At 68.1% G+C, this 20,630-nt stretch carries 26 protein-coding genes and 1 pseudogene; 7 read left to right on the top strand and 20 right to left on the bottom strand.

All coding sequences use genetic code 11. The features are described 5' to 3' along the window. Positions 1-156 precede the first annotated feature (156 nt). From ON33_RS03990 to ON33_RS03930, 13 genes are all read right to left on the bottom strand, one after another. Positions 157-747, bottom strand: coding sequence for a hypothetical protein (locus ON33_RS03990; RefSeq protein WP_245550294.1), 591 nt, complete (start codon positions 745-747; stop codon positions 157-159). Between the two features lie 251 nt (positions 748-998). Then, positions 999-1,295, bottom strand: coding sequence for a 30S ribosomal protein S17 (gene rpsQ / locus ON33_RS03985; RefSeq protein ID WP_040855208.1), 297 nt, complete (start codon positions 1,293-1,295; stop codon positions 999-1,001). Further along, complete coding sequence (rpmC, locus tag ON33_RS03980; RefSeq protein WP_040855205.1) at positions 1,292-1,531, bottom strand: 50S ribosomal protein L29; 240 nt, start codon at positions 1,529-1,531, stop codon at positions 1,292-1,294. The genes rpsQ and rpmC overlap by 4 nt, the downstream gene beginning before the upstream one ends. After that, entirely contained in the window at positions 1,531-1,947 is a 417-nt protein-coding gene (rplP, locus tag ON33_RS03975) for a 50S ribosomal protein L16 (RefSeq protein ID WP_040804212.1), read from the bottom strand. Before rplP ends, rpmC begins: the two co-directional genes overlap by 1 nt. A gap of 3 nt (positions 1,948-1,950) precedes the next feature. Further along, the gene (gene rpsC, locus ON33_RS03970) at positions 1,951-2,757 is read right to left on the bottom strand and encodes a 30S ribosomal protein S3 (protein WP_033091021.1); all 807 of its coding nucleotides are present in this window, start codon (positions 2,755-2,757) and stop codon (positions 1,951-1,953) included. Continuing rightward, positions 2,758-3,159 (bottom strand): 50S ribosomal protein L22, encoded by a 402-nt coding sequence (gene rplV, locus ON33_RS03965; RefSeq protein ID WP_040855202.1) that lies wholly within the window; start codon positions 3,157-3,159, stop codon positions 2,758-2,760. Beyond that, positions 3,156-3,437, bottom strand: coding sequence for a 30S ribosomal protein S19 (gene rpsS, locus ON33_RS03960; RefSeq protein ID WP_019931198.1), 282 nt, complete (start codon positions 3,435-3,437; stop codon positions 3,156-3,158). The genes rplV and rpsS overlap by 4 nt, the downstream gene beginning before the upstream one ends. Positions 3,438-3,451: 14 nt before the next feature. Continuing rightward, positions 3,452-4,282 carry a 50S ribosomal protein L2 gene (rplB, locus tag ON33_RS03955; RefSeq protein ID WP_040855198.1) on the bottom strand — a complete coding sequence of 277 codons (831 nt, stop codon included), beginning with the start codon at positions 4,280-4,282 and terminating at the stop codon, positions 3,452-3,454. A 33-nt stretch (positions 4,283-4,315) separates the two neighbouring features. Further along, a complete protein-coding gene (gene rplW, locus ON33_RS03950; RefSeq protein WP_014981657.1) occupies positions 4,316-4,621 on the bottom strand; it encodes a 50S ribosomal protein L23 in 306 nt (101 codons plus the stop codon). After that, a complete protein-coding gene (gene rplD / locus ON33_RS03945; RefSeq protein WP_040855195.1) occupies positions 4,618-5,289 on the bottom strand; it encodes a 50S ribosomal protein L4 in 672 nt (223 codons plus the stop codon). The genes rplW and rplD overlap by 4 nt, the downstream gene beginning before the upstream one ends. Further along, positions 5,286-5,951, bottom strand: coding sequence for a 50S ribosomal protein L3 (gene rplC, locus ON33_RS03940; protein ID WP_040855192.1), 666 nt, complete (start codon positions 5,949-5,951; stop codon positions 5,286-5,288). Before rplC ends, rplD begins: the two co-directional genes overlap by 4 nt. A gap of 14 nt (positions 5,952-5,965) precedes the next feature. After that, complete coding sequence (gene rpsJ, locus ON33_RS03935) at positions 5,966-6,271, bottom strand: 30S ribosomal protein S10 (protein ID WP_003938093.1); 306 nt, start codon at positions 6,269-6,271, stop codon at positions 5,966-5,968. A gap of 500 nt (positions 6,272-6,771) precedes the next feature. After that, positions 6,772-7,188 carry a hypothetical protein gene (locus ON33_RS03930; RefSeq protein ID WP_051151615.1) on the bottom strand — a complete coding sequence of 139 codons (417 nt, stop codon included), beginning with the start codon at positions 7,186-7,188 and terminating at the stop codon, positions 6,772-6,774. Positions 7,189-7,377: 189 nt separating this feature from the next. On the opposite strand from ON33_RS03930, the gene ON33_RS03925 reads away from it, so the two are divergent. Continuing rightward, positions 7,378-7,854 carry a hotdog fold domain-containing protein gene (locus tag ON33_RS03925; RefSeq protein WP_040855189.1) on the top strand — a complete coding sequence of 159 codons (477 nt, stop codon included), beginning with the start codon at positions 7,378-7,380 and terminating at the stop codon, positions 7,852-7,854. Positions 7,855-8,108: 254 nt separating this feature from the next. Here the strand turns inward: ON33_RS03925 and ON33_RS03920 are convergent, their stop codons facing one another. After that, positions 8,109-8,432 (bottom strand): hypothetical protein, encoded by a 324-nt coding sequence (locus tag ON33_RS03920; protein ID WP_040855186.1) that lies wholly within the window; start codon positions 8,430-8,432, stop codon positions 8,109-8,111. A 174-nt stretch (positions 8,433-8,606) separates the two neighbouring features. On the opposite strand from ON33_RS03920, the gene ON33_RS03915 reads away from it, so the two are divergent. From ON33_RS03915 to ON33_RS37895, 4 genes and pseudogenes are all read left to right on the top strand, one after another. Then, on the top strand, positions 8,607-9,839 hold the full coding sequence (locus ON33_RS03915) for a lycopene cyclase family protein (RefSeq protein ID WP_051151614.1): 1,233 nt from the start codon (positions 8,607-8,609) through the stop codon (positions 9,837-9,839). Positions 9,840-9,876: 37 nt separating this feature from the next. Further along, positions 9,877-10,005, top strand: a pseudogene (locus ON33_RS44340) (helix-turn-helix domain-containing protein); the annotation flags it as partial. A gap of 97 nt (positions 10,006-10,102) precedes the next feature. Further along, positions 10,103-10,591, top strand: coding sequence for a hypothetical protein (locus tag ON33_RS43030; protein ID WP_040855183.1), 489 nt, complete (start codon positions 10,103-10,105; stop codon positions 10,589-10,591). 72 nt (positions 10,592-10,663) lie between these two features. Beyond that, positions 10,664-11,434, top strand: a complete 771-nt coding sequence (locus tag ON33_RS37895) for an RNA-guided endonuclease InsQ/TnpB family protein (RefSeq protein ID WP_083868571.1) — start codon at positions 10,664-10,666, stop codon at positions 11,432-11,434. Between the two features lie 61 nt (positions 11,435-11,495). Here the strand turns inward: ON33_RS37895 and ON33_RS03900 are convergent, their stop codons facing one another. The 4 genes from ON33_RS03900 to ON33_RS03885 form a co-directional block, all read right to left on the bottom strand. Continuing rightward, positions 11,496-12,524 carry an SDR family oxidoreductase gene (locus tag ON33_RS03900; protein WP_040855327.1) on the bottom strand — a complete coding sequence of 343 codons (1,029 nt, stop codon included), beginning with the start codon at positions 12,522-12,524 and terminating at the stop codon, positions 11,496-11,498. Between the two features lie 70 nt (positions 12,525-12,594). Further along, positions 12,595-13,494 carry an ABC transporter permease gene (locus ON33_RS03895; RefSeq protein WP_051151612.1) on the bottom strand — a complete coding sequence of 300 codons (900 nt, stop codon included), beginning with the start codon at positions 13,492-13,494 and terminating at the stop codon, positions 12,595-12,597. Continuing rightward, a complete protein-coding gene (locus tag ON33_RS03890; protein WP_040855180.1) occupies positions 13,491-14,300 on the bottom strand; it encodes an ABC transporter permease in 810 nt (269 codons plus the stop codon). Before ON33_RS03890 ends, ON33_RS03895 begins: the two co-directional genes overlap by 4 nt. Beyond that, positions 14,297-15,316, bottom strand: coding sequence for a daunorubicin resistance protein DrrA family ABC transporter ATP-binding protein (locus tag ON33_RS03885; protein WP_040855177.1), 1,020 nt, complete (start codon positions 15,314-15,316; stop codon positions 14,297-14,299). The genes ON33_RS03890 and ON33_RS03885 overlap by 4 nt, the downstream gene beginning before the upstream one ends. A gap of 332 nt (positions 15,317-15,648) precedes the next feature. Between ON33_RS03885 and ON33_RS03880 the strand changes: the two genes are divergently transcribed. Next, positions 15,649-17,130, top strand: coding sequence for an aldehyde dehydrogenase family protein (locus tag ON33_RS03880; protein WP_040855174.1), 1,482 nt, complete (start codon positions 15,649-15,651; stop codon positions 17,128-17,130). A 26-nt stretch (positions 17,131-17,156) separates the two neighbouring features. Here ON33_RS03880 and ON33_RS03875 read toward each other — a convergent pair whose 3' ends face one another. Further along, on the bottom strand, positions 17,157-18,407 hold the full coding sequence (locus ON33_RS03875; protein WP_040855170.1) for a TetR/AcrR family transcriptional regulator: 1,251 nt from the start codon (positions 18,405-18,407) through the stop codon (positions 17,157-17,159). A gap of 129 nt (positions 18,408-18,536) precedes the next feature. Here ON33_RS03875 and ON33_RS03870 point away from each other — a divergent pair, with 129 nt between their 5' ends. Further along, entirely contained in the window at positions 18,537-19,331 is a 795-nt protein-coding gene (locus ON33_RS03870; RefSeq protein ID WP_040855167.1) for an enoyl-CoA hydratase-related protein, read from the top strand. Positions 19,332-19,340: 9 nt separating this feature from the next. On the opposite strand, the gene ON33_RS03865 is transcribed toward ON33_RS03870, so the two are convergent. Beyond that, positions 19,341-20,591, bottom strand: coding sequence for an Nramp family divalent metal transporter (locus ON33_RS03865; protein WP_174391477.1), 1,251 nt, complete (start codon positions 20,589-20,591; stop codon positions 19,341-19,343). Between the last annotated feature and the right edge of the window lie 39 nt (positions 20,592-20,630).

Genomic DNA, 20,630 nt, shown 5'->3' with positions numbered 1-20,630 from the left:
GACGATGTGGTGCGGGCGACCTGCGATATGCGTGTGACGGCTTCGACGGTCACAGTGTCGATACCACCGGTCGTCAACAGCGTCTCCGCGGCGTCGAGCAGACGCGAAGGCCCGCTCCGGGGGAAGCGGGCCTTCGAGTTCCGGCTCGACCGCAGGTCAGCAGTAGTAGCAGACGCCGTTCGCGGGGAGCTCGGTGAAACAGGAGGTGCAGACCGCCTTGCGGGGCTCCGCGTCCGGCTTCGGGGTCGAGACCGGGCCGGCGGGGGTGACCCGGCGGGGGGCGCCGCCGTTGCGCGGGATCAGGGGCGGGATGCCGCCGTCGGAGGGGATGTCCGCGCCGTAGGCGGCGTAGCACTGCCAGCGGGCGTAAGCGGCGTGCACCTCGAGGTCGGCCGGGATGGGCAGGTGAGCCAGTTCCAGCACGTACTTGTAGCTGTCGCTCACCTTGTGGTTCTGCTTGACGCACAACGCCGTCAGCGGCGGCTCGCCGGCATTGTGGCAGCGGCGCGCGACCTTGCGCAGGATCGCGTCCATCCAGGTGCGGGTGGGAGCGTCGGTACGGATGCCCGACATCTCCTGCGCACGCTCGGCCAGCTCATTGATGGTGACGAAATGACCGTAGCCGGAAGCACATTCGGCCAGTACCTCGTGGGCGGCCAGCGCCCACGCCACCGCCGCTTCGCGGAATGTCACCGCGGTCCGGTCGTCGATCCGCCAAGCCCCGGAAGTTGTTGCAGCATCCCTCATAGCCAGACAAAACTAGCGCTTCACCGGGGCGACACGCCAATTCCGTTCGGATATATAGGGTTTCAGTTTGATCACACTACCGGCCGGTCACGCATAGGACCTGCCGACCCGCAGAAAAACACGCACATGAAGACGGCCTTGGTTCTCCCGATTCAGGAAGCGGAGTCCACCACACCCGCCAAACACATCGGCCCGCTTCCCTATTGGGAAGCGGGCCGGTGTTCATGACTCGATCAAGTCATGGAGCAGGCTTACTTGGCCTTCTCCAGGACCTCAACGAGACGCCACCGCTTGGTGGCGGACAGCGGACGGGTCTCCATCAGCTGCACGCGGTCGCCGACACCGGCGATCTCGTTCTCGTCGTGGGCCTTCACCTTCGAGGTGGTGCGGATGATCTTGCCGTAAAGCGGGTGCTTCACGCGATCTTCCAGCTCGACCACGATGGTCTTGGTCATCTTGTCGGAGACGACGTAGCCGATGCGCACCTTGCGCTGGCCCCGCTCCTCCTGCTTGGCCGGCGTCTTGGCCGGGCCCTTGGCGTCACTCATGCCGCGTCTCCCTTGCCTTCAGGACCGGAGGCCAGGCCGAGCTCGCGCTCACGCATGACCGTGTAGATGCGCGCGATCTCGTGGCGGACCACACGCAGGCGCCGGTTGTTCTGCAACTGGCCGGTCGCCATCTGGAAGCGCAGGTTGAACAGCTCTTCCTTGGATTCGCGCAGTTTCGCGACGAGCGCGTCATTGTCGAGCTCGCGGAGCTCTGCGGCCGGATTGGCGGTAGCCATCAGAACTGCTCCTCTCGGGTCACGATCCTGCACTTCATCGGGAGCTTGTGCATCGCGCGGCGCAGGGCCTCACGAGCGGTCTCCTCGTTCGGGTAAGAAAGCTCGAACATGACCCGACCGGGCTTCACGTTCGCGATCCACCACTCCGGCGAACCCTTACCGGAACCCATTCGGGTTTCGGCCGGCTTCTTGGTGAGCGGGCGGTCCGGGTAGATGTTGATCCAGACCTTGCCGCCACGCTTGATGTGGCGGGTCATCGCGATACGAGCGGACTCGATCTGACGGTTGGTCACGTAGGCGGGCTCCAGAGCCTGGATGCCGAACTCGCCGAACGAAACCGCGGTGCCGCCCTTGGCCATACCGGAGCGCTTCGGGTGATGCTGCTTGCGGTGCTTGACCTTGCGGGGCATCAACATAGGTCAGCCCTCCTGGTTCTCTGCCGGAGCCTCCGCGACGGCAGTCGCGGCACGCCCGGCCTCAGTGCTGGTCGCGGTGGTGCCCTGGGCACCGCTGCGACGGGGACGGCTCGGACGCTCGCGACGCGGGCGGTCGTCACGGTCGCGGCCGGACGGGGCCACCGCGGTGACCTCACGCTTGCCGCCGACGATGTCGCCCTTGTAGATCCAAACCTTCACGCCGATGCGGCCGAAGGTGGTCTTCGCCTCGTACAGGCCGTAATCGATGTCGGCGCGCAGCGTGTGCAGCGGCACCCGACCCTCACGGTAGAACTCCGAGCGCGACATTTCCGCGCCGCCGAGACGGCCGGAGCACTGCACACGGATGCCCTTGACGTTCGGCGAACGCATGGCCGACTGGATGGCCTTGCGCATCGCGCGACGGAACGCCACACGGTTCGACAGCTGCTCGGCCACACCCTGGGCAACCAGCTGAGCGTCCGACTCGGGGTTCTTGACCTCGAGGATGTTCAGCTGAACCTGCTTCTTGGTGAGCTTCTCCAGCTCGGCGCGAATGCGGTCGGCCTCGGCGCCACGACGGCCGATCACGATGCCCGGACGCGCGGTGTGGATGTCCACACGCACGCGGTCACGGGTGCGCTCGATCTCGACCTTCGAGATGCCGGCCCGCTCCATGCCGGTGGCGAGGAGCTTGCGGATCGCGACGTCTTCCTTCACGTAGTCCGCGTACTGCTTGTCCGCGTACCAACGCGACTTCCAGTCGGTGGTGATACCGAGGCGGAAGCCATGGGGATTGATCTTCTGTCCCATTTACTTTGCCCCTCCCTTCCGGCGGCTACGAGTGGCAGCGCCGGCGGTGGGCACGCTCTCGACCTCGATGGTGATGTGGCTGGTGCGCTTGCGGATCCGGAACGCGCGGCCCTGGGCCCGCGGCTGGAAACGCTTCATGGTCGCGCCCTCGTCGACGTACGCGGTCGAGATGACCAGCGTGGCCGGGTTCAGGCCGAGGTTGTTCTCCGCATTGGCGGCGGCCGAGGCCACCACCTTGGCGACCGGCTCGCTCGCGGCCTGCGGCGCGAACTTCAGGATGTTCAGCGCATCCTCGACACGGCGGCCACGGACCAGGTCCACGACGCGGCGGGCCTTCATCGGCGTCACGCGAACGTGCTTGGCGGTCGCGCGCGCGGTCGGGTTCTGAGTTTCAGTGCTCATCGCCGCTTGCTCTTCCGATCTTCCTTGACGTGGCTCTTGAACGTGCGAGTCGGCGCGAATTCACCGAGCTTGTGTCCAACCATGTTCTCGGACACGAACACCGGCACGTGCTTGCGGCCGTCGTGGACCGAGAACGTGTGGCCGATGAAATCCGGGATGATGGTGGAACGACGCGACCAGGTCTTGATGACCTGCTTCGTGCCCTTCTCGTTCTGGACGTCCACCTTCTTGAGGAGGTGTTCGTCGACGAACGGGCCCTTCTTCAGGCTGCGTGGCATGTCTAACCTCCTCCTTAACGCTTCTTGCCGCGGCGGCGGACGATGAGCTTGTCGCTGGGACGGTTGGGCTTACGGGTGCGGCCCTCGGGCTTACCCCACGGGGAGACCGGGTGGCGACCACCGGAGGTCTTACCCTCACCACCACCGTGCGGGTGGTCGACCGGGTTCATGACCACACCACGGACGGTCGGGCGAACGCCCTTCCACCGCATACGGCCGGCCTTGCCCCAGTTGATGTTCGACTGCTCGGCGTTGCCGACCTCGCCGATGGTGGCGCGGCAACGCACATCGACGCGACGGATCTCACCGGAGGGCATACGCAGGACGGCGTAGGCGCCTTCCTTACCCAGCAGCTGGATGGACATGCCCGCGGCACGAGCCAGCTTGGCGCCACCGCCCGGACGCAGCTCCACCGCGTGCACGGTGGTACCGGTCGGGATCGAGCGCAGCGGCAGGTTGTTGCCCGGCTTGATGTCCGCGCCGGCGCCCGACTCGATCTTCGTGCCCTGGGAGATGCCCTTGGGCGCGATGATGTAGCGCTTCTCGCCGTCGGCGAAGTGCAGCAGCGCGATGTTGGCGGTGCGGTTGGGGTCGTACTCGATGTGCGCGACCTTGGCCGGGATGCCGTCCTTGTCCAGTCGACGGAAGTCGATCAGACGGTAGGCACGCTTGTGACCGCCACCCTTGTGACGAGTGGTGATGCGGCCCTGCGCGTTACGGCCACCGGTCTTGGTGAGCGGACGCAGCAGCGACTTCTCGGGGGTCGAGCGGGTGATCTCGGCGAAGTCCGAGACCGAGGCACCGCGGCGACCCGGGGTTGTCGGCTTGTACTTACGGATTGCCATGAGTTCTTCTCTGCTTTCTGGAGCTCCAGCCGCTTACGCGACCGGGCCTCCGAAGATCTCGATGGGCTTGCTGTCGGCCGAGATGGTCACGAGCGCGCGCTTGGTGTCCTTGCGCTTGCCGTAACCGAAGCGGGTCCGCTTGCGCTTGCCCTGACGGTTGGCGGTGTTGACGCTCGTGACCTTCACACCGAAAACCTTCTCAACGGCGATCTTGATCTGCGTCTTGTTCGAATCCGGGTGCACCAGGAAGGTGTAGGTGCCCTCTTCGATCAGTCCGTAGGACTTCTCGGAGATCACCGGCGCGAGCAGGATGTCGCGGGGATCGGCGATGGTGGTCACTTGCTCTCCTCCTGTGCAGCTTCGGCGGGGCCGTGCACGAAGGCGTTGAGCGCCTCGACCGAGAACACGATTTCATCGCTCTTGAGAACGTCGTAGGTGTTCAGCTGGTCCGGGGCGATCGGGTGCACGCCCTGCAGGTTCGCCACGCTCTTCCACGCGGTGACATCTTCACGACCGACGACGACCAGGATGTTCTTCCGGTCCGACAGCTCGGCGAGGAAGGACTTGGCCGACTTGGTCGACGGGGTCTGACCCGACACCAGTTCGGTGATCACGTGGATGCGCTCGTTGCGAGCCCGGTCCGACAGAGCGCCACGCAGCGCGGCGACCTTCATCTTCTTGGGCAGGCGCTGGCTGTAGTCGCGCGGCTGCGGGCCGTGGACGGTGCCACCGCCGGCGAACTGCGGCGCACGGGTCGAACCCTGGCGCGCACGGCCGGTGCCCTTCTGGCGGTACGGCTTCTTGCCACCACCGCGGACCATGCCGCGGGTCTTGGTGGCGTGCGTGCCCTGGCGAGCCGCGGCCTGCTGGGCCACGACGACCTGGTGCATCAGCGCGATGTTCGCGGTCACGTCGAAGATCTCCGCGGGGAGCTCGACGGTGCCCTCGGTCTTGCCGCCAGCGGCCTTGACCGTGAGCGTCAGGTTGGTCTTGGTCTCGGTGCTCATGCCCGGGCACCACCCTTCACTGCACTCTTGACGATCACGATGCCGCCGGTGCGGCCCGGGATCGCGCCCTTGATCAGCAGCAGACCGTTCTCGGCGTCCACCTTGTGGACCGAGAGGTTCTGCGTGGTGACGCGGTCGTTACCCATCCGGCCGGACATGCGCATGCCCTTGAACACGCGACCCGGGGTGGAGCAACCGCCGATGGAACCCGGACGACGGTGCACGGCCTGCGCACCGTGCGAGGCACCCTGACCACGGAAGCCGTGGCGCTTCATGGTGCCCGCGAAGCCCTTGCCCTTGGAGGTGCCGGTCACGTCGACGTAGGCGCCCGCCTCGAAGATGTCGGCGCCGAGTTCCTGGCCGACCTCGAGGTTGGACACGTCGGCGAGGCGGAGCTCGGCGATGTGGCGGCGCGGGGTGACGTTGGCCTTGGCGAACTGGCCGGAGACCGGCTTGTTCACCTTGCGCGGGTCGATGGCGCCGTAGGCGACCTGGACGGCGGAGTAGCCGTCACGCTCGACCGTGCGAATCTGGGTAACGACGTTCGGGCCCGCCTTCACGACGGTCACGGGAACGACGCGGTTCTTCTCGTCGAAGACCTGGGTCATGCCGAGCTTGGTGCCCAGGATGCCCGCGGCCGGACGGCTCTTGTTGTCAGTCATATTCGAAGTCCCCGTCACTGAATGTTGACGTCGACGCTGGCCGGCAGGTCGATACGCATCAGGGCGTCAACCGTCTTCGGCGTCGGGTCGAGGATGTCGATCAGCCGCTTGTGCGTACGCATCTCGAAGTGCTCGCGCGAGTCCTTGTACTTGTGCGGCGAACGGATGACGCAGTACACGTTCTTCTCGGTGGGCAACGGCACCGGGCCGACGACGCGGGCACCGGTACGGGTCACCGTCTCGACGATCTTGCGCGCAGACGCGTCGATCGCCTCATGGTCGTAGGCCTTGAGCCTGATGCGGATCTTCTGTCCCGCCACGCTGAGTGTCCTTTTCTCCGCTTACGTTGTGGTCCAAGAGCTTTCGCTCTCACACCACCCTCATTTGCACAGCCCGAACACACGAAGACGCATCAGCCACCACACGACCGGCCCACCTGGGCCCGATCCATCGCCGCTGTTCATCTGTCATGGTTCATCCGGTCCACGCGGTCGGGCGTGTCGCTCCGCCGCCCATTCCTCGGCCCGGATCAAAATCCTGTAAGCCTCGGAACAGTGTTCCGGACGCACCCACGCCGCAATTCAGCGGGGTGCAAAATTGGGTCTTGCTCACCCACTACCAGCGCCGATCCAACGGAAAAGACGCAACCCGGTGTGGGCAACCCGAACAGTATGCCTCGAGCCCCCCGGGCACTTCAAATCGCCCCCTCCCCCACCCCGGCCCAATGGCCCTGGTCACACCGGGTGACGCGCCCCGGCCCGGACAGCGCGATGGCCGGTGCGGAACTCGGCTGCCGCACCGGCCATCTCAACTTTCGCGATCAGCGGAGGTAGTAGTCCCAGCCGCCGAGGTCCTCGACCAAGAGGAAGTTGCCGCCGTGATGCACGGCGGGGTCGACCAGGGCCACGCTGACCTGACCGCCGGGAGTGTCCGCGGCCTCGCCGACGATCTGGGTCAGGTTGCCGTACACCTTCCCGTCGACCATCGGGATGTCCGAGAAGTACGGGTCGAGCGCGATCCGGTTGTGGGTCATGTTGATTTGGTCGATCGCCGCCGGAATCCAGGTATTGGACAGCGCCACGGTCTCGTCGTGGTTGAGGTCCACCGCGACGTAGATGCCGTGGCCCGGGTTGATGTACGGCGTGAAGGCCGCAGCCGAACCGGCGGATGCGGTGGCGGCGAGGGCCGCCCCCGCGAGTGCGATGCCAACGGTGGCCACCGCGGTGCGAATACGCATGATTTCGAGAACTCCTATTTCCCCGATAGCCGACCCGTGTGGCGTCGACTCCCAGCCGCACCCCCGGCGCGGCCCATCCAGATAACAAGCAACTGGCCGGTTTCGCGCGTCGAGGCAAGCCGCCTACTGATTCGCCGACCGATACGGCGCGAGGCTTCCGGAGAACTTACTTCTGAGTAAGATACGGGCATGGCCAAAGAGACCGCTACGTATCGCGGGTGGAAGAAGCTTCCCGACAATCGGATCGGGCACACGTTGTTCTCGCTCGGGATGGTGGCGCGGGTGCCGTACTTCGGGACCGTGCTGCCCAGCGTGGTGCGGCTGGAGCCGGGCTTGTGCGAGGTGACCGCACCGAAGTGGTTCGGTATTCACAATCATCTGGGCACGTTCCACGCGATCGCGGCCTGCAATCTGGCCGAGGTGGCGATGGGAATGCTGTCCGAGGCGACGGTGCCGGAGACCCATCGGTGGATTCCCAAGGCCATGAACGTGCAGTACCTGGCGAAGGCCAACTCGGGGCTGCGGGCCGTGGCGAAGTTGCCGGAGGTTCCGGACTTCACCCAGATCACCGAGGGGCAGGAGCTGACGGTGCCGGTGTCGATCTTCGACAAGTCGGGCCTGGAGGTCGTGCACGCCGACATCACCACCTGGGTGACGCCGAAGTAGTCACACCCGGCTGAAAGTGACTCATCAGCCGACGCCGAGGTACCTCACGGCTACCGTCAATAGCGTTGCGGCCATGACAGATTCACCCCCCACCGCAGCCAGTTCCCGTCCCGGCCCGGCCCGGGACGGCGCCGGCGCTCCGCCCGCGGCCCCGTCGGCGACGCCGGCCAAGTGAGCCGCTCCGTCACACCGAACGTTCGATGGCCGGCAAGTCCGCTGTCCCGCACCGGACTTGCCGCCCGTCCCGAGTCCGGCTATTCGCCGACCGGGATGCTCATCAGCATGACCAGGGCCGCGAAACCCAGCCCGATCGGCACCACCGCCAGCATGATGCGCACCGCCCACGGCGCCCAGTAGGCGACCGCCCATTGCGCGGTCACCGCGAGCAGCCCGAACAGCAGCAGATGCTGCGCCTTGTCGAGGTGGCCGAAGGTGTTCGGGCAGGTGTCGCGGCCGTTGCACGAGTCGGTGGCGAACCCGCTGAGCACGAAGAGCGCGAAGTAGACGGGCAGGCCGAACCCGAACAGCACCGATGACGCGGTCGGCGGCACCCACCAGTACCGCTTGCCGGTGTTCATTCCACTTCTCCCCCACTGCATCGCATCCCGCCGGTCACCCACGGCTCGCACGATAGCAAGTGACAATAACTGCCGAGGGGCGCCGCGCGCGACGCGGATTCGGCCGCACAGCGCGGGGGGTGCGAAGTCGGAGCCGCCCTGGCAGGGCCGAGACGCGGCTGTTTGAATGCGGGTATGAGTGGCCGGGAGGTCGGCGGGGCCGCCGACGTGTGCGTGGTGGGGCTCGGTCCCACGGGGCGGGCCTTGGCGCATCGCGCCATGGCGGCGGGGATGAACGTGGTCGCGGTGGATCCGCGGCCCGATCGGCTGTGGGCGCCGACCTACTCGTGCTGGGTGGACGAACTGCCGGAGTGGTTGGGGCACGGCGCGATTGCCAGCCGCATCGAGGCGCCCGCGGTGTGGACCACCACCGAGCACAAGATTCCGCGCCCCTACTGTGTGCTGTCCAAGCAGGGCCTGTTCGACGCGCTGCCGCTGGACGACGCGACGGTCGTGGCGGGCCGCGCGCGCACCGTGGAAGCCCACCGGGTAGAGCTGGCCGACGGCACCGAGGTGCGCGCCGCCACCGTTTTCGACACTCGCGGCCAGGCCGCGCCGGGCGCGCGGCGCACCGCCAGCGCGCACGGCATCTTCGTGGACGAGGACATCGCCGCCCCGATGGTGACCGCCGGTGAGGGCCTGCTGCTGGACTGGCGCGACGAGAACGGCGCGGGCCCGGACGAGCCGCCGTCGTTCCTGTATTCGGTGCCGCTCGGGGACGGCACGGTGATTTTCGAGGAGACCAGCCTGGGCCTGCGCGGCGGCATGCCGCAGCACGAGCTGCGGCGGCGCACCCTGAATCGGCTGGCGGCGCACGGCATTCGGCTGCGCGGTGACGAGCCGTCGGAGGCCGCCCACTATCCGCTCGACGAGGCGCCGCCGAAAACCGGTCGCGGCCGGATCATTCCGTTCGGCTCGCGCGGCGGCATGATGCATCCGATCACCGGCTACTGCGTGGCGGATTCGCTGACGCTGGTGGATACCGCCCTGGACGCGGTGCGCCGCGGCGACGATCCGGTCGAGGCGCTGTGGCCGTGGCAGGCGCGGCTGGTCCATTGGATGCGCATGCGCGGCGTGTACGGGCTGGGCCGGTTGACGACCGCCCAGTCCATCGCCATGTTCGACGCGTTCTTCACCCGCCCGCCCCGGCAGCAGCGCGCGTTGCTGTCCGCGCACGACGACTACTCGGCGCTGGGCACGGCGCTGTTCATGACGGTCGGCACCACCCACCCGTTCCGCTGGCGCTACGACCTGGTCGGCTGGACCAACCGGAACCGCTGGGTGGGTTGGGATTACGGCCGTCCGCGCTCGCTGGACGACCTGCTGCTACCCCGGAAGGACCTGCTACCCGGGGACACCACGCAGTAGAACGAGTTGTTGTCAGTGGTGCGTGTCACACTCTCCGATGATGAGCCGCCACACCACCTTCCGCTACTGCCTCGACCCCACCGTCGAGCAGCAACGGGCGCTCGCCCGCCACGCCGGCGCGGCACGGTTCGCGTTCAACAAGTCCCTCGACTTCGTCAAAACCGCACTCACCCAACGCGAAACAGATCCCGCTCACCCGGTGCCCTGGACCGGATTCAGCCAACGCCTTCAACGCTTGGAAGAAGACCGAGGACGCCGGCCGGGTGATCGCCGTCGACCCGCACGGGATCGCCGCGATCGAGGTGACGGGCCTGGCCTGGCGCGGCGAGGTGTGCCAGCAGGTGTTCGAGGAATCCGCCGTGGACTGCGGCCGCGCCCTGACCGCGTTTGCCGACTCCCGCACCGGCAAACGCAAGGGCAAGAGAGTCGGATTTCCTCGATTCAAGAAGAAGAGCTCGACCACCCCGGCGTTCCGGCTGCGTAACAAGATCTCCCAGGCCGGTCGTCCGGGGATCCGCATCGACGACAACGGGATTCCCCGCTCGGTGACCCTGCCCGGTCTCGGAACCCTCCGGGTGCGGGAGGACACCCGTCGCCTGCGGCGCATACTCGTCAGCGGACGCGCCGAAATCCTCTACACCACCGTGACGTTGCGGGCGGGCCGCTGGCAGCTCACCGTCACCGTCGAGGCCGCCGACCTCCACCCCGCGCTCCAGCACCCGCCGCGCGCGGCCGACGACGACTCCGGCTGATCGGCAGGCGCGGATGAGGAAGTCGCGGTTGGCCCAGGCGAGTTCGGCGACGCCGGGGGCGACGGTGCGGACCTGGTCGAGGACGAGGCGGTAGGGCGCGACTCGGCAGGTCCGGCATCGAGGGTGGGTGTCGATCGCGGGTTGTCGAGTTTCCCGGTCGCCGCCACCGTGGACGGTACCGGGGTCGCTCGTATGGACAATCCGCCCAAACCCCTGGCCAGGGGGCTACGTCGGCAGCGGCGGCTGGCGAAAGCTTTGTCCCGCAAACAGAAAGGATCCCGCAACCGCACAGAAGCTGCCGCCGGGCTGGCGCGGCATCACCACCAGATCGCCAATATGCGCCGCCACTTCCTGCATCAGGTCACCAACATGCTGGTCAAAACCCACGACCGGCTCGTGGTCGAGGACCTGAACGTCGCGGGCATGCTCGGCAATCACCGTCTGGCGCGCGCGATCGGCGACGCCGCATGGGGCGACTTCGCCCGAATACTGGGCTACAAACAACAGTGGCGTAGCGGTGAGGTGGTCACCGCCGATCGCTGGTACGCGTCGAGCAAACGCTGCTCGGCCTGCACCAAGGTGAACACCGAGCTGACGTTGTCGGATCGGGTGTTCGCCTGCGGGTGTGGGTTTCGCGCCGACCGTGACCTCAACGCGGCGGTCAACCTGGCGGTCTGGCCGACGCTCCGACACGAAGACTCTCTCCGATCCCCGGACCCCCGAGCAGGAGGCCGTGTCACCAATGCCCGCCGACGGGAAGGCGCTGACCGACACCCTGCGGGTGCCGGTGAAACCGTCCCGGATGACGCGGGAACCGACGTTCACACCACGGCTGTGGCGTGAACCGACGACGCCCGAGAAGGGCGGTGCCCGAACGACCTATCAGGGGTTTTCAGACGCGCTGTCAGACCCAGTTCTCGATCCAGTACTTCCAGATGATCGCGGCGTAGGCGGCCAGCGGCGGCACCTTGATATCGGTGCCGGCGAGCGCGGCCGTGGTGTGGCGGGAGTCGAAGCGGCAGGACAGTTCGCAGTCCTCGACGACGTCCATGGGGATCCCGACCTGCCGCAGCGCCCAGCCCATGCCGGGCACCCGCAGGGTGAGGTCGAGGGTCTGTTTCGGCATGACCTCGATCAGGTGCGGCGCCCCGGCCTCGTCGGCGAAGAGGTTGAAGACCTCTGCGACGCTCTGCTCGCGGGGATCCACCAGGTGGTAGGTGCCGGGTCCGTCACCGGGCCGGTGCGCGATGTGGTCGAGGGCGCGGGCCACGAAATCGACCGGGACCATATTGGTTTCGCCGAGTTCGGGCGCGATCACGGGCAGGATGCGGGGCAGCTGCGCGGCCATGCGCAGCAGCCGGAAGAAGTAGTAGGGGCCATCGATGCGGTCGATCTCGCCGGTACGGGAATGGCCGATCACGATGGCCGGCCGGTAGATCCGCCACGGCACCGCGGTCTGGTCGCGCACGTCCTGTTCGGCCCGCAGCATGGCCCGCTGGTAGGGGGTGGGCAGCAGCTGCCCGACGTCGGTCATGTCCTCGGTGAACAGGCCCTCCCAGGCCCCGGCCACACGCACCGTCGAAACATGGTGCAGCCGTCCGGCTTCCAGCGCGCCCGCGAGTTCGGCCACCCGCCGGGTGCCGTCGCCCGTGCCGCCGGCGTCGAAACCGGCGGCCAGGTGGAAGACGTGGTCGATCGAACCGCGATGCGCCGCAATCCAGCCCGCGTCGATCCCGAGCCCGGGCGCGCCCAGGTCGCCGCGCACCGGGCTGACCCGGTCGGCGGCGTCCCACTCGCGCAGGCAGCGGTTGAAACGCAGCACGGAGTCCTCGCCCGGCCGTAGCAGGACGTGGACCTCCGAGCCGCGTTTCAGAAGTTCTGGAACAAGAAATCGACCGATGAACCCAGTTGCCCCGGTAACCAGGTAAGTCATGGCGCCCACCTTAACGTGACGCGCGCCACTCCAACTCCGGTGCGGCCCCGGGGAAACCGGCCGGGCGTGTCTACGCTCCGGTTTCCGCCGCCCGCCGGTAGCCGCGAATCGCGGGGTAGGCGCACACCACGATCATGCCGACCGACCATGCCACGGTCTTCCACAGCGGCGTGGCGATCGGACCGTCGTAGGACAGTCCGCGCATGGCGTCGATGGCGGTGCTCATGGGCTGGTTCTCGACTGTCTGCTGCAGCCACACCGGGTAGGCGAACACCGGCACGAAACCGGAGTTGAAGAACATCAGCAGGGTGTTGACGATGCCGATCAGCGAGACCAGCAGCACGCCCTCGGTGAGCGTGGCCAGCGCGGTCACCAGGACCGCGAACCCGATGGCGAACAGGATCGGAATCGCCAGCATGGCAATCGAAGCCGCGGGCCCGTACCAGAACCGAAAGCCGATGCACACGCCCACGATGAGGACGAACACCGAGGTGACGAGCACTCGCAGCGCCTCGGCGAGCAGTCGTCCGGTGAGTCCGGCCGCGCGGTGGATGGGCATGGTGTAGAACCGGCCGAGCAGTCCGGTGGCCTTCTCGGTCTTGAAGCCGAGCGCGCTCACCACCGAACCGGACATGGCCGCGACCAGCATGACCATCGGGACGGTGCCGTAGATGCTGGGCATGCCGGTGGCCTGGGTGATGGAGTCGCCCAGCACGATCCGGAACATGATCAGCGTGGCCGCCGGATAGATGAGGGTCTGGATGGTGGTCGCGGGATCACGCATCCAGCCGATGAGCAGGCGTTTGCACTGAATCAGGCTCTGCTCCAGCCAGATCGAGAACGCGCGCTCCGACCGCGGCGCCACCGCGGGCAGCGGCTGATGGCCGGCCCACGAGTCCTGCGTGGCCACCGGCCGCTGCTCGGTCACCGAATCCTGTTCGTCCACTTTGGCCGTCACCGCACTGCTCATGATCGCCTCACACTCGCCCAGATCGCCATCGGCGTGAAGACGACCGCGAGGCCGCCCAGCCACACCAGCGGCACCCACAACACCTGCCACGTCACGCCGTGCTCGGCCATGTCCCGCAGTGCGAAGGAGAACTGCGAGATGGGCTGATTGCGCACGAACGGCCGCACCCACGCGGGGAAGCCGGTCTCGGGTACGAAGCCGCAGGAAAGCATGCCGAAGATGAGGGTCGGCAGGGTCAGGGCCTGGCTCAGGGATTCGGGGCTCTTGGTCAGTGACCCGAGCCCGTCTGCGCCGATGGCCAGGATGGTGCCGACGGCGAGGGAGAACACGCAGAACAGCACGGCCTGTCCCCAGCCGGCGACGAATCGGAAGCCGATCAGGTGGCCCCAGCCGAGAGCGGCGATGAGCGAGACCACCGAGCGCACCAGGCCCGCGGAGAGCCGGGACAGCAGCGGCACCAGTTTGCCGATGGGCATGGTCTGCATGCGGGTGTTGAGCCCGGTCATGGCCTCGAACGCGGCGAGCTGTGCGTTCGACATCATGGTGAAGGACATGGTCTGCAGCACGATGATCGGCATGACGAACTGCGCGTAGTGGATGCCGCGGACCTGCATGACGTACTTGAGCGGCAGGTAGAAGCCGAGGGTGAACACCAGCGGCACGATCACCGCGACGGCGAGTTCGCCCTTGGTGGCCATCACCCAGACGACGCGGCCGGTGAGGGCGCGCCACTGGGCGAAGCTGCTGGGCCGGGCGGGTGGTACCCCGGCGAAGAGGTCGGCGGCGTCGGCCGCGGGGGCACTCATGCCGCGCCCGCGGCGTCGGCGGTCGCGGCGGTCTCGTGGCTGCCGGAGTGTCCGGTGAGGGAGAGGAAGACGTCATCGAGGGAGGGCCGCCGCAGACCGATGTCGGCGAGTTCGATGCCGGCGCCGTCGAGCCGGCGCAGCGCCTCGGAGAGCGTGGCGGCGCCGTCGGGCGCCGGGATCGAGAGCCGGTCGCCGCCGTCCAGTTCCGCGCGGACCGCGGCGGGCACGAGATCGCCGAGCGCGTCGGCGACCGCGGCGAGCCGGGTCGGGTCGAGCGGCACGACCTCGCAGTAGCTGCCGCCGGTCTTCTCCTTGAGGGCATCGGCGGTGCCCTCGGCGATCACCGTGCCCTTGTCGATGACGATGATGTTGTCGCTGAGCACGTCGGCCTCTTCGAGGTACTGCGTGGTCAGCAGGACGGTGATGCCCTGGTTCTTGAGCGCGGTGACGAGGTCCCAGACACCCTGGCGGCTGCGGGGATCCAGGCCGGTGGTGGGTTCGTCGAGGAACACCACCTCGGGCCGGACCACGAGGCCGCAGGCGATGTCGACGCGGCGGCGCATGCCGCCGGAGTAGTGGCGGACCGCGCGGCGGCCGGCGCCGGTGAGGTCGAATTCCTCGAGCAGGGTGTCGGCGCGCCGGCGGGCGGCCTTGCGCGGCAGGCCCATCAGCCGGCCGAAGAGTTCGAGGTTCTCGCGGCCGGAGAGGTTCTCGTCGAGGGCCGCGTACTGCCCGGTCATCATGATCGAGCGGCGCACCGCGGCGGGGTCCTGGCGCACGTCGTGCCCGGCGATGCGGGCGATGCCGGAGTCGGGGCGCAGCAGGGTGGACAGGATCTTGACCGTGGTGGTCTTGCCCGCCCCGTTGGGACCGAGAATGCCGAGGACCTGTCCCCGCGCGGCGGTGAAGCTGATCCCCTGCAGCGCGTGCACCTCGCCGAAGGATTTGCGGACGTCTTCTACGAACACGGCCGGATCATCGGGTGCTACGGGTTGCGGTTTGTCCAGGCTGGGCATCAACTCTCCACTATTGGCTGGTCTGGGCTGACGATGTCGCCCCGTTCGGCGGGTCCCCACATCCCGCAGGGATAAGTTCCTACCGCCCGCCGGGATGATCCGCACCGCCGGCCGTGATGTTACCGGCGCATCCCAAACGAGGCCGTTTCTTTGCCGAAGCAGCATTTTCCAAACTGTGTGCTTGGCCACAAACCGAAGGGTCCAGGCATAGCCGCTGATCCAGGCGCAGACCGGCCGGTATGCGGTGATTTCGCTACCTTGTCGCATCTGCGACTCGAACCATAGTCTGGCTTACGGGGGGAGAGACATTCACAGGCCACGAGAGGTAGACCATGGCCGAGTCGGCGCAGCCGGCAACAGGGCGCGCCGATGCGCGCCGATCCAAGGTGCTGACGTCCTTCGACCCACGGACCGGGGAGGTCGTGGGCGAGTACGCCAGCATGGGCGCGGGTGAGCTCACCCGCACCGTCCGCTCGGCGCGCAGCGCCGAACAATGGTGGGCGGCACTGGGATTCGACGCGCGCAAGCGCTGGCTGCTGGACTGGAAACGCAGCCTGGCCCGCGGTACGCGCGACCTGGTCGAGCTGATCAGCCGGGAGACCGGCAAGCCGCGGATGGACGCCGCCATCGAGGTGACACTGGCGGTGGAACATCTGGATTGGGTTGCGCGGCATGCGGAGAAGACGCTGAGCCGCACCACCCGGCTGGGCGCGTCCCTGCGTCGCGGGGCCACCGGCACCGTCGGCTACCTGCCGCTGGGCGTGATCGGCGTGCTCGGCCCCTGGCAGAATCCCGTTCTCACACCGATGAATTCGATCGCCGGCGCCATGGCGTCCGGCAACGCGGTGGTGTTCAAACCCAGCGAGCTCACCCCCGGGGTGGGCGCGTGGCTGGCCGACACCTGGAACCATCTGGCCCCGAATCAGCCTGTGCTGCAGGTGGTCACCGGCGACAGCGGCACCGCCGCGGCCCTGTGCCGCGCCCGCGTGGACAAGCTGGCCTACGCCGGATCCGGTGCGGGAGCGCGGGAGGTGGCCACGCTGGCCGCCCAGGCGTCCACTCCCCTGCACGTCGAGCAGGGTGGGCGCGGGTCGATGGTGGTGCAGGTCGACGCCAAGCTCGATACCGCCGCGGCAGCCGCGGTGTACGGCGCCATGGCCAATTCCGGTCAGCAGCCCGCGGGCGTGCAGTGCGTGTACGTGGCCGACTCGGTGTACGAGCCGTTCCTGGAGCTGGTGGCCGATCAGGCGCGGCGGTTGCGCCCCGGCGCGGACCGCCGCGCCTCCTACGGCCCGATGATCCTGGACGCCCAGATCGAGGTGGTGCGCCGTCAGGTCCGCGACGCCGTCACCCGGGGCGCGCGGCTGGTGGTCGGCAGCCTGGAGTCGATCCGCGAGCCGTACATCGAGCCGATCGTGCTCACCGACGTGCCCGAGGTGAGCACCGCGGTCACCGGGGATGCGGTGGGACCGGTGCTGGTGGTGAATCGGGTGGCGACCATGGACGAGGCCGCCGATCACGTGAACGCCGTCGAAAGGCCGTGCGCGGTCTCGGTTTTCACGCGTGACGTCCGCAGCGTCCCGGAGTTCGCGGCCCGCCTGCGCAGCGAGCTCATCACGGTCAACGCGGTCCCGGTCTACGGGGTCAACGGGCCGGGCCGGATTCGCGATCCGCGCTCCCTGCGGGAGTTCGCGCGGCCGCAGACGATCACCGACAAGCATTCGCCGGACCAGATCACCTCGGGGACCTTCGAGAAGCATCCGCGCCGGTTGCGGGTGGCGCGTGCGCTGTTCCGGATGCGGCACCGGGTCTGACCGGGGAAAGTGGCTGCCGCCGAAGGCTATTCGGCGGCGGGTACGCCCAGCAGCACCGCCCGCATGAGCGCGCTCACCCGGGCCAGGTTCTCCGGCCGCCCGTCGAAGTGGATGCGCCGGCCCACGTCGATGACCTGTGCGATGGCCGCGTGCACCCGGAATCGGGCCTCGACCTGATCGCCCTCGAGCAGGTTGGCCCATTCGAGCACGTTCTGCCGCTGCACCGAGCGCAGCCGATGCTGTTCGGAGGCGGGCAGATTGGAGAACTCGGAGAAGTAGACCGGCAGGATCTCGGGCATGAGGAAGGTCATGCGGGAGAACCGGTCGGCGATCCGCACGGCGGCGTCGGCGCGGCTGGTGGCCTCGGCCAGGGCCTCGTTGTTGGCGATGGCGACCCGTTCGCCGGTGCGGTGGAAGGCGGCGGCCAGCAGGTCGGCCTTGCTGGCGAAGTAACGGTAGACGCTGGAGGCGTTGATGCCGGCGGCCGCGCCGATCTCCTCGATGCTGGCCTCGTGGTAGCCCTGCCGGCCGAAGATGCGGATGGCCTCGGTGAGCAGTTGCTCGCGCTTGGAGATGACGGGCAGGCCGCGCACCAGCGGGTCTTCGGCGGCCGGGGCGGGCGCGGGCGGCAGTTCGCAGCGCAGCAGATCCCAGCAGATCTCGGTGAGCAGGTTGACCAGGCGGGTGGTCGACAGCGCGGTGCGGTGCGCGGTGATGGAGCCGATGGCGCTCAGGACCGCGGCCGCGCGCAGCTGGATGTCGGCCGGTTCGGCGTCGGGGTACAGCTCGGCGATCGGGGCAGCCATGGTGGCGCGCAGTTCGTTGTAGAGGACGCGGATGCGGTCGCGGTCCGCACGTTCCAGGTAACGGCGTTCCCACCGGTACAGGCCGCCCTCGCGGCGCGCCTCGATGGTGTGCTCGGCGATGCCGCGGATCAGCGCGGTGAGTCGTGGTTCCGGTTCCAGCTCGGGATGGTCGGCGGCCTTGGCGGCGTCGAGCAATTGCTGCGCGCCCATTTCCGCGGCGGCCACCAGCAGCGCGTATTTATTGGTGAAGTGGCGGTACAGCGCCGGTCCGGAAATGCCGACCTCGGCCGCGATCTCGTCCACGCCGACCGGGTGGTAGCCGCGTTCGGCGAAGGCGCGGGCCGCTACCCGCACGATTTGGGCCTTGCGGTTCTTGGGACGGCGGCGGGGGCCGGGTTCGCCCTCCGTGGGCCCGGAGTTACCGGTCGGTCGCGCGGAAGCGAGGGTGCCCTCGCTGCGATCGGCGACCATACAGTTTCTCCTTCTCGATGAACACCGGCTGTTGACAGTGCCGGACGAAGCCCCCTAAGTTAACCACAATTCGCAAAGCTGAACACAGTCTGCGGCATCCTCGCCGCATATATATCTGGGGAGCGCCCGATGACCAATATCGCGACCACGCCGGGCTACACCGCGATTCAGGACGGGCGGGTGCTGCGCATCACCATCACCAATCCCAAGCGCAAGAACGCGCTCAGCTACGACACCATGGCAGGCCTGGGCGACACCGTGCTCGCGGCCTCGAAGGATCCGGCCGTGCGGGTCATCGTGCTCACCGGCGAAGGCGGCGACTTCTGCACCGGCGCGGATCTGGCCGCCGCCCCAGGCGAGAAGGAACGCGGCATCACGCCCGAGATGACCATGGACGTGGCCAACCGGATGATCAAGGCCATCGTCGACGCGCCGATTCCGGTCATCGCCCGGGTGAAGGGCGCGGCGGCCGGGGTGGGCGTGGCCTTCGCGCTGGCCGCCGATCTGGCCTACGCGTCCGAGGACTCATACCTGCTGCTGGCCTTCATCAATATCGGCCTGATGCCCGACGGCGGCGCGGCGGCCCTTGTCGCGGCCGCGGCGGGTCGCCCGCTGGCCGCGGAGATGGCACTGCTCGGCGAGCGGCTTCCGGCGCGAAAGGCCTTGGAGCACAGCCTGATCGCGGGCGTATACGACGACGCGGAACTCGACGCGAAGGTGGAGGCGGCGGTCGCCAAGCTCGCGCACGGTCCGCGCCGCGCCCTGGAACTCACCAAGCGGGCCCTCAACACGGCGGCGCTGACCTCGCTCGACGCCGCACTGGCCGCCGAGAAGGCCGGTCAGTGCGAACTCCTCGGCTCGGCCGATTTCGCCGAGGGCGCGTCCGCCATGCTGCAGAAGCGCAAGGCGGTCTTCGCCGAATAGCGAGGCGGCTCAGCCCTTTCCGGCGGCGGTCAGGTAGATCAGGACCACGTTCAGGGCGGTAATGATCGCGGCCACCAGCCAGGCCAGTCCGGTGGTGACGCGGTGGTTGACGTTCGCGCCCATCAGCCCGGCGTCGCTGGTGAACCGCACCAGCGGGATGAGCGCGAACGGGATGCCGAACGACAGCACCACCTGCGAAATGATCAGGGCGCGAGTGGGATCGACGCCCAGCGCGAGCACCACGAGCGCCGGAATCAGGGTGATCACGCGGCGCACCACCAGGGGAATGCGCCGGTCCAGCAGGCCCTGCATGATCATGGCCCCCGCATAGGCCCCTACCGAGGTGGACGCCAGACCCGAGGCGAGCAGACCGACCGCGAGCAACAGCCCGGCGACCGGGCCGAGCACCTGCTGCACCGCGGCATGCGCGCCCGCGATGGTGTCCACGCCCTCGCGCCCGCGCAGCGTGCTCGCCGCCATGAGCAGCATGGCCAGGTTCACCGCGCCCGCCAGCAGCATGGCGAGGCTGACGTCGTAGCGGGTGATGCGCAGCAACCGATTTCGGGCCGCACCCACCTCGGGGTGGCCGTGCCGGTCGCGGGACATGCCGGAGTGCAGGTAGACGACGTGCGGCATGACGGTCGCGCCGATCATGGCGGCGGCCAGCAGCACACTGCCGGCGCCGTCGAAGCGGGGTACCAGGCCACCGACGGTTTCGGAGGCCGACGGCGGCGAGAACACGAGAGAGGCGAGGAATCCGATCGCGATGATCCCGAGCAGGCCGGTGATCACGCGCTCGAAAGGCCGCTGCCCGCCTAGGTTCTGGACCAGCAGCAGGATCATCGACACGACGCCGGTGATGATGCCGCCGACCATGAGCGGCAACTTGAACAGCAGGTTCAGCGCGATCGCCCCGCCGACCACCTCGGCGAGATCGGTGGCCACCGCGACGGTCTCGGCCTGCCCCCAGTAGGCCAGGCGCACCGGGCGGCTCGACCGCTCCCGCACCACCTCGGGCAGCGATCTACCGGTCACCAGGCCGAGCTTCGCGGACAGGAACTGGACCAGCCCGGCCATCACATTGGCCATGACGACGACCCACACCAGCAGGTAGCCGTGCTGTGCGCCGGCGCTGATATTGGACGCGACATTGCCCGGATCGACGTAGGCGATGGCCGCGACGAACGCGGGCCCCAGCAGCACCGTGGCCGATCGCGCTCGCTGGAACGGGCTGCGCCGATGGGCCAAAGTGGTACTCACCCCCTGAGTTTACGGGTACCCGAACTTTTTGTTTAGCCC

It is taken from the genome of Nocardia niigatensis NBRC 100131 (assembly GCF_000308655.1).
Lineage (GTDB): Bacteria > Actinomycetota > Actinomycetes > Mycobacteriales > Mycobacteriaceae > Nocardia > Nocardia niigatensis.
The sequence above is the reverse complement of the archived record's forward strand: the minus strand, read 5'-3'. Positions and strand labels throughout refer to the sequence as shown.